Origin of the sequence: Devosia sp. (genome assembly GCF_028290645.1) — a bacterium.
GTDB lineage: Bacteria > Pseudomonadota > Alphaproteobacteria > Rhizobiales > Devosiaceae > Devosia_A.
Window position 1 is genome coordinate 1 of the sequence record NZ_JAQGJL010000264.1, and the last position, 7633, is coordinate 7633.

8 protein-coding genes and 1 pseudogene are annotated in these 7633 nt (G+C 66.7%); 6 read left to right on the forward strand and 3 right to left on the reverse strand.

Annotated features, from left to right (window positions below; translation table 11 throughout):
• Both JWQ89_RS14450 and JWQ89_RS14455 read left to right on the forward strand, forming a co-directional pair.
• Positions 1–503 (forward strand): DUF1697 domain-containing protein (locus tag JWQ89_RS14450; protein ID WP_299642128.1); only part of this gene is annotated, 503 nt, incomplete at its 5' end.
• Positions 504–597: 94 nt separating this feature from the next.
• Positions 598–1305, forward strand: coding sequence for a YafY family protein (locus JWQ89_RS14455; protein ID WP_299642130.1), 708 nt, complete (start codon positions 598–600; stop codon positions 1303–1305).
• 18 nt (positions 1306–1323) lie between these two features.
• Here the strand turns inward: JWQ89_RS14455 and JWQ89_RS14460 are convergent, their stop codons facing one another.
• Entirely contained in the window at positions 1324–1962 is a 639-nt protein-coding gene (locus JWQ89_RS14460) for a hypothetical protein (RefSeq protein WP_299642131.1), read from the reverse strand.
• A 98-nt stretch (positions 1963–2060) separates the two neighbouring features.
• On the opposite strand from JWQ89_RS14460, the gene JWQ89_RS14465 reads away from it, so the two are divergent.
• The 3 genes from JWQ89_RS14465 (at position 2061) to JWQ89_RS14475 (ending at position 4825) form a co-directional block, all read left to right on the forward strand.
• Entirely contained in the window at positions 2061–2975 is a 915-nt protein-coding gene (locus tag JWQ89_RS14465; RefSeq protein ID WP_299642132.1) for an esterase, read from the forward strand.
• Between the two features lie 98 nt (positions 2976–3073).
• On the forward strand, positions 3074–4189 hold the full coding sequence (cfa, locus tag JWQ89_RS14470) for a cyclopropane fatty acyl phospholipid synthase (RefSeq protein ID WP_299642134.1): 1116 nt from the start codon (positions 3074–3076) through the stop codon (positions 4187–4189).
• An 87-nt stretch (positions 4190–4276) separates the two neighbouring features.
• Positions 4277–4825: a tetratricopeptide repeat protein gene (locus JWQ89_RS14475; RefSeq protein ID WP_299642135.1), complete on the forward strand. Its 549-nt coding sequence runs from the start codon at positions 4277–4279 to the stop codon at positions 4823–4825.
• 49 nt (positions 4826–4874) lie between these two features.
• Here JWQ89_RS14475 and JWQ89_RS14480 read toward each other — a convergent pair whose 3' ends face one another.
• The gene (locus JWQ89_RS14480) at positions 4875–5369 is read right to left on the reverse strand and encodes an HIT family protein (protein WP_299642137.1); all 495 of its coding nucleotides are present in this window, start codon (positions 5367–5369) and stop codon (positions 4875–4877) included.
• A 2-nt stretch (positions 5370–5371) separates the two neighbouring features.
• Positions 5372–6891: pseudogene (locus JWQ89_RS14485) on the reverse strand (YifB family Mg chelatase-like AAA ATPase).
• Between the two features lie 339 nt (positions 6892–7230).
• On the opposite strand from JWQ89_RS14485, the gene JWQ89_RS14490 reads away from it, so the two are divergent.
• Positions 7231–7633: GH25 family lysozyme (locus JWQ89_RS14490; protein ID WP_299642139.1), on the forward strand; the 403-nt coding region annotated here is incomplete at its 3' end.

A 7633-nucleotide genomic window follows, 5' to 3' on the forward strand; every position in this document is an offset into this window, starting at 1 on the left:
CGATCGGACCGGTGACGCACGCCAGGATGAAGATGGGAGCGCTGCGCGAGGCCTGCGAGAACGCCGGCCTCGCCGACGTGTCGACGGTCGGCAATACCGGCAACATCCTGCTGCGGTCGGATCAGCCGGCGGCCGAGGTGCGGGCGCTGGTGCAGCAGGCGGTCAACGGGTTCGGGCTCGACAACGAGGTGTTCATCCGCACGCCGAAACAGATGGCGGCGGTGGTCACGGCCAACCCGTTCCCGGAGGCCGCGACGGAGCGGCCGAGCGAGATGGGCGTCTGCAGCTTCCACGAGGCGCCGGACTGGGCGCCGGTGATCAGGGACTATGAGGGGCCGGAGCTGCTCGAGACGGTCGGCTCCCATCTGGTCGTGGTGTATCCGGCCGGGATCAGCACCTCGAGGCTCAACATCGAGAAGCGGCTTGGCGCCACCATGACGCAGCGCAACTGGCGCGTGTTCGCCGGGCTGGCGGAGAAGGCGGCCGCGCTGGCAGAGACATAGTTCCGCTCGCTCCTGCCATCCCCTGTCAGCACCCTCCGCGCATGGTGCAGACGCCAGGGATCGGCTAAAAGCGAGGTGTTCGGGAGATGCGAGCTTGGACAAGACCGAACGGCTGTTTTCCGTCATGGATGCGCTGCGCCGGCATCGCCGCCCGGTCACCGCAGCGGCGCTGGCGGAGGAGCAGGGTGTTTCGGTACGCACCCTTTATCGCGACATGCAGACGCTTATCGGGCTCGGCGCGCCGATCGATGGCGAGGCGGGGGTGGGCTACATGCTGAGGCCCGGCTTCTTCCTGCCGCCGCTGATGTTCACGCCCGAGGAGCTCGAGGCGCTGGTGCTTGGCGGGCGCTGGGTAGAGGCGCAGCCCGATGCGGGGCTGGCCGATGCTGCCAAGAATGCGCTGGCGAAGATCGCCACCGCCTCGCCCGATGACCTCCGCGACCGGATCAAGGATACGGGGCTGTGGCCGGTGCTGATGCGCGGACCGGAGGAGACGATGCCGGTGCTCGGGCTGGTGCGGGCGGCGATGCGCAACGAGAAGGCGCTCCATATCGGCTATGCCGACGAGAGTGGCCGGCAGTCCGAGCGCGACATCTGGCCGGTGCAGCTCGCCTATTATGAGGGCAAGCAGATCGTCGTCGGCTGGTGCTGCATGCGCGAGGCATTCCGCAATTTCCGCACCGACCGGATCGTCAGCGCCACCGAGACCGAGCAGCGCTATGGCCGCAGGCGGTTGCAGCTCGCCAGGGAGTGGCGCGAGGAATGGGCCCGGCTGCACCCGGATTGGGCGAGCGGGAGCTAGATGCCCGAGGGTCGGAGCCTAAGGCAATCCCGGCTGGCTGCCTTCCCTTCTCCTCTCAGGGAGAAGGGCGCGTAGGGCCGGATGCGGGTGAAGCGGCTCAGCGAGCGCGTATTGCGCTACCTTACCCTCACCCTGGCCCTCTCCCCTTAGGCAACCCTGCAGTTCAAGCCCCGATGGCTGCGGGCTGTCACCCCGCGCCTCAGTCCCTGGCGCGGTCGCCATTGGGCCGATCAGGTACCAGTCCTCGCCGAAGCTTTCGATGTCGTCGCCCTTGATGTCCTCGGGGCCGGTGTCTTCGGCGTAGAAGTAGAGTGGCCAGCCATTGTAGGTGAGCTGGACCAGGCCGTCGGCGCGGGTGGTGGTGCGGAGGAGGCGCTTGTCGATGCCGTCGCCGCCGACCGGCTGGCCGTCCACCACGACCGGGGGCCAGACGCCGAGGCAATCGTCGGCACGGGCGCTGGTGGCGCCGCTGCCGTCGGGCGCGCCCTGCGTGTCGGCCTTGAACAGGTAGAGGGCAAAGCCGTTGCCGGCGACGAGATAGGTGCCTTCCTCCGCATTGCGCTTGGTGGCCAGCGGCGCATCGGCGGTCTGCGCTGCGGCGGGGGCCGAAACGACGGCGAACAGCAGGGCGGTGAGCAGCTTGGGCGCGAGCTTCATCTTGTCCTCCAGTTGGTTGCGGGACCAACGTACCGCTGTTTCAACTGTTGCATCGGGGCGCGAAGCCGGGAAAACTCCCCTCCAGAGGAGCGCTCACGATGAAACTGCTGCACACCACGCTTGGCGCGAGGCGCGCGGACGAACTCGGCATGATCCTGCCGCACGAGCACGTGTTCGTCGATTTGAGGACGCCAGACCAGCCGGGTTACGCCGAGGCCGATGCCGCCGACGTGGTGCGGCTGATGACGCCGGAGATCGAGGCGATCGAGGCGCGCGGCATCACCGCGCTGGTCGAGTGCTCGACCGGCGGGGTGGGATTGAGGGTCGATATCGACCTCGCGGTCAGCCGGGCCACCGGCTTTCCGATTGTCGTGCCGACGGGGAACTATCGCGAACCATGGATCCCGGACTGGGTGCGCGAGGCGAGCGAGGGCCAGCTCGAGGATCACATGTATCGCGATCTGGTCGAAGGAGTCGGCGATACCGGGGTGAAGGCGGCGTGGATCAAGATTTCCGCCGGCGACGAGGGCATCGCGCCGATCGAGGAAAAGATCCTGAGGGCGGCGGCGCGCGCTTCGGTGCGCACCGGGGCGGTGATCGGCAGCCACACGATCAAGGGTAGCGTGGTGATGGACCAGCTCGACATCATCGAGTCGGAGGGCGGACGGGCCGACCGGTTCATTTCGATCCACACCCAGGAGGAGAAGGATTTCGGGCTCAACATGGCGGTGGCGCAGCGCGGCGCATGGATCGAATACGACCATGTGGGACGGGCCAAGGACGACGCCGTGGCCGAACTCATCCTGAGGGCGCTGCAGGCGGGGCTGGGCGAGCAGCTGCTGCTGAGCCACGATCGGGGCTGGTACGACCCGGCGCTGCCGGGAGGCGGTACGCCTACGCCCTACACGCACCTAAGCGACGTCATGCTGCCGATGCTGCGCGCCGCCGGCGTCGAGGAGGCGATGATCCGGCGGCTGACGGTCGTCAATCCGTTCGAGGCATTCGGGCGCTAGAACAGGTGCTTAGCCAATAGCAGGGCAGTGCTGCTGCCCCTTGTGGCGCGGCCGGAGCGGTCGTAGGGTTTGAGCGAGGAGCATAGTGGGGTTCCGCCATGAGCGCCGGGCCAAAGTCCTATTTCACCAGCATTATCAAGGAAGCGGGCATCGAGATCGGCGGCAGCCGGCCGTTCGATGTCACCGTGCATGACGACCGGCTGTGGGCCCGGTCGCTGAGCCACGGCACGCTCGGGTTCGGCGAGGCCTATATGGACGGCTGGTTCGACACCGATGCGCTCGACCAGCTCATCTACAAGCTGCTGGAATACGACATCTACGCGCATCTGAAGCCCGACCTCGGGCTGGCGCTGAGCGTCATCCGCGGGAGGCTCCTCAACCTGCAGCGCAGCCGGGTCACCGAGGTGGGCGAGCGCCACTACGACATCGGCAACGATCTCTATGCCGCGATGCTCGACAAACGGATGATCTACTCGTGCGGCTATTGGGCCGAGGCCGGCACGCTGGACGCGGCACAGGAGGCTAAGCTCGACCTGATCTGCCGCAAGGTCGGGCTCCAGCCCGGCATGAAGGTGCTCGATATCGGCGCTGGCTTGGGCGGGTTCCTGAACTTCGCCGCCGCGCGCTACGGCATCGAGGGCGTCGGCATCACCATTTCGAAGGAACAGGCGGCCTATGCCGAAGCGACCAAGGGAACGCTGCCGATAGAGACGCGGCTGATGGACTACATGGCGCTCGAAGGGCGGTTCGACCGGGTGATCTCGATCGGCATGTTCGAGCATGTGGGATACAAGAACTACGACGCCTATTTCCGAAAGGTTCGCTCGCTGCTCAAGCCCGACGGGCTGTTCCTGCTCCACACCATCGGCAACAATTTCAGCTCGACCCACGGCGACCCGTGGACCGAGAAATACATCTTCCCCAACGGCATGCTGCCTTCGATCCAGCAGATCGCGACTGCCATCGAGCGGGCGTTCGTGATGGAGGACTGGCACAATTTCGGCACCGACTACGACAGGACGCTGATGGCCTGGTGGGCAAATTTCGACTCGGCCTGGCCGAGCCTCAAGGACAAATACGGCGAGCGCTTCTGGCGCATGTGGCGGTTCTACCTGCAGGTGTTCGCGGCGATGTTCCGGGCCCGCAACATCCACCTGTGGCAGGTGGTGCTGAGCCCGGACGGGGTGCGGGGCGGGTATCGGCGGATTTCGTAAGGGACGGAATAAATCCGGGTCCAGCGGTGTTGTTCCATCGAGCCGACCAGTCGCGGCGGCGCGGGGGCACGGCCAATGGAGACCCAGATGCCATTCAAACTACCAACGAAATCAATGACGATCCTCGCCGGGGCAACGCTCGTTGCCGGCATGCTGGCCGCCGCGCCGGTCTATGCCGTCGATGGCGGCGGGGGCGGTGGTGGAGGCGGCGGGGGCGGTGGTGGCGGTGGAGCCGCGAGCTCCAGCTCGAGCTCGAGCTCCGGCTCGTCGAGCGAGGTCCGCGCTGCGACGCTCGATGACGCCCGGGGGCTGATCCGCGCCAAGAAATGGAAATCGGCCGTGGCGATGCTGAAGAAGATCGTCGCCGCCGACAAGGGTAACGCCGAAGCGAACAACCTGCTTGGCTACTCGCTGAGGAAGACCGGCGACTACAAGAACGCCCAGGGCTTCTACCTCAGGGCCCTGAAGATCAACCCGAGCCACAAGGGCGCCAACGAGTATCTCGGCGAGCTCTATGTCGAGATCGGCCAGATGGCCAAGGCCAAAAAGCAGCTGGCGACGCTGGAGAAGCTGTGCGGCAACACCAAATGCGAGGAGTATCAGGACCTCGCACAGTTCATCGCTGCGAAGGGCTGACGACCCGATCGCCCGCCGCTCTCGCGAGACGCGAGGGCGGCGGGTTGCCTCAGCCGGCGGCGAAGGCGGCACCGATCTCCAGCGCCATCGCCTGCATCTCGTTCTCGGGGATATGCAGCGTGCCGTTCTCGGCCATCAGCGCTTGAAACTGCTGCTGGGCGAGCGGGACGCCTTTGGGCAACGGCGCCACGTGGAAATGCAGGTGCCGATTGCCCTGCTGGCTGCCGAGCGACAGCACATAGATGCGCTCGGCGTCGAAGACCCGCTTCAGGGCGCGGGCGAGGCGGTGCACCTTGGCCTGCAACGCCAGGTATTCGGCGGGCGTCAAGTCCTCGGCCAGGTCCTCGCGATGCGCCTTGGGGCACACCAGCGCATAGCCGCGCAGCGTGGGATATTTGCTGAGGAAGATGATCGTCTCGTCATCCTCGTGGATGACGTGGTGGGCGAAATCCGGGTTGCCGCGCACCAGCTCGCAGATGAAGCACGGCCCGGTGGTCATGCGCTGCACATAGGCGTCAAGATCGAAGGGCTGGCGCTCGTTCATGCTCAGGCCATCGAGAGGTTCAACCGGTAGCTCAAGGCCTCCGCCAGATGCGGGCGCGCCACCTTGTCGACGCCGGCGAGATCGGCAAGGGTGCGGGCGACTTTCAGCACGCGGTGGTAGGCGCGGGCCGAGAGGTTGAAGCGTTCTGCGGCCTGGAGGAGAAGGGTCTGGCTCTCCTTGTCGGGGTCGACCAGCTTTTCGATCAGCGCCGGGCCAGCGGCCGCGTTGGTGAAGATTTCGGGATGACCGGCCTCGATGTAGCGCTGGCGCTGGCGCTCGCGGGCCTTTTCGACGCGCGTTGCGACAGGGGCGGAGGGTTCGGCGGTGGCGGGGCCGATCATGTCGGCGGCGGAAACGGCCGGAACGTCGATGCGCAGATCGATGCGATCGAGGAAGGGGCCGGAGACGCGGCCCTGGTAGTCGAGGGCGCAGCGGTCGCCGCGCTTGCAGGTGTGGCCGGGGGTGCCTGCAAGGCCGCATTTGCAGGGGTTCATCGCGGCGACGAGCTGGAAGCGGGCGGGAAAGCTGACATGGGCGTTGGCGCGGGCGATGACGGTTTCGCCGGCTTCGAGCGGCTGGCGGAGGCTATCGAGAACCGCCGGCGCAAACTCCGGCAACTCGTCGAGGAACAGCACGCCGTTATGCGCGAGGCTCGCTTCGCCCGGCCGGACGCGGAGGCCGCCGCCGACCAGCGCAGCCATCGAGGCGGAATGGTGCGGCGCGCGGAACGGACGGCGATCCGACAGCGCGCCGCCGGCCAGCTCCCCGGCGATCGACTGGATCATCGAGACATCGAGCAGTTCGCGCGGATTGAGCGGCGGCAGGATCGAGGGCAACCGCGCCGCCAGCATGGATTTTCCTGCGCCGGGCGGGCCGATCATCAGCAAATTGTGGCCGCCGGCAGCGGCCACCTCGAGGGCGCGGCGGGCGACTTCCTGGCCGCGGACTTCCGATAGGTCGGGAAGGCCTGCGGGATCGGACTGGCGTCGGGCCACGGGCCGGGTGCAGAGCTGGTAGCCGCCCAGGTGGTTGACCAGCGCCAGGAGGGTCTGCGGCGCGACGATTTCGAGATCGTCGCCGGCCCAGGCGGCCTCGGGACCGGATTCCTCGGAACAGATGATGCCCATGTCGCGCGACAGTGCGGCGATGGCGGCGGGAAGCACGCCGGCAGTCGGCGCCAGCTTGCCGTCGAGGCCCGCTCACCGAGCGCCAGGTAGCCCTCGAGCGCATCGGAGGGGATGGCGCCAATCGCGGCCATCAAGCCGAGCGCTATGGGGAGGTCGTAGTGGCTCCCCTCCTTAGGGAGATCGGCCGGGGCGAGGTTCACGGTGATGCGCTTGGGAGGGAGGCTGAGGCCCGAGGCGTAGAGCGCGGCACGCACCCGCTCGCTCGATTCCTTGACCGCCTTGTCGGGCAGGCCGACGAGAAAGAAGTTGGGAACGCCGGGCGCGATCTGCACCTGCACATCGACCGGCACCGCCTCGATCCCCTGAAACGCCACGGTCGCGACCCGCGTGACCATCCGCCCTGCCCCCAACAGCCCTAGGCAACGCTATCAGGAGATTTACGGAGTGCGCAAGAACGTTTCAGGAACGATCTGCGGAGAACTCTTATTCCGTGCGCCAGCATAGAGCGAAGCAAGTGAAGGCCGGTCGAGACACCGCCGTTCTTCTTCCGATTCCAGCTGCCGCTGAAGTACGGCAAACCTCTTGGGGCGTGATTTCCCGGCCTCACCGTCAATCTTTCGGAAAACCCTTCCTGCCGTTAACCATGCTGGAATAACAAAGGGTTAGCGCAAGGTTTCGTTAAGCGCGCCATGTTGATTCAAAGGCTTTCAACCCATGAAAGCCAGACGTCCAGCATGCTTGCCGCCCGCCTCGCGTTCCCGCTCGCCAAGTCCCTTCTCGTCGCCGGGCTCGTCCTGCTGCTCGCCGCCTGCGGGCGTTCGCCGAGCCATGACTATCGCGGCATTCCCGGGGACAACGACCCGCATGACGGGGTGCGGCGGGCCTGGGGACTGCCGATCCAGGGGCTCGACGTGGCGCGCTACCAGGGCCGCATCGATTTCGGCGCAGCGCGGGGCGGCGGGGTGCATTTCGTCTATATCAAGTCGACCGAGGGCAAGGACTACCTCGACCCCAATTTCTACGACAACTGGCGCGGGGCGCGCGATGCCGGCATGGCGCGCGGCGCGTACCATTTCATGACCTGGTGCAGCCTCGCTTCCGAGCAGGCGGCATGGTTCGTACGGAACGTGCCGAACG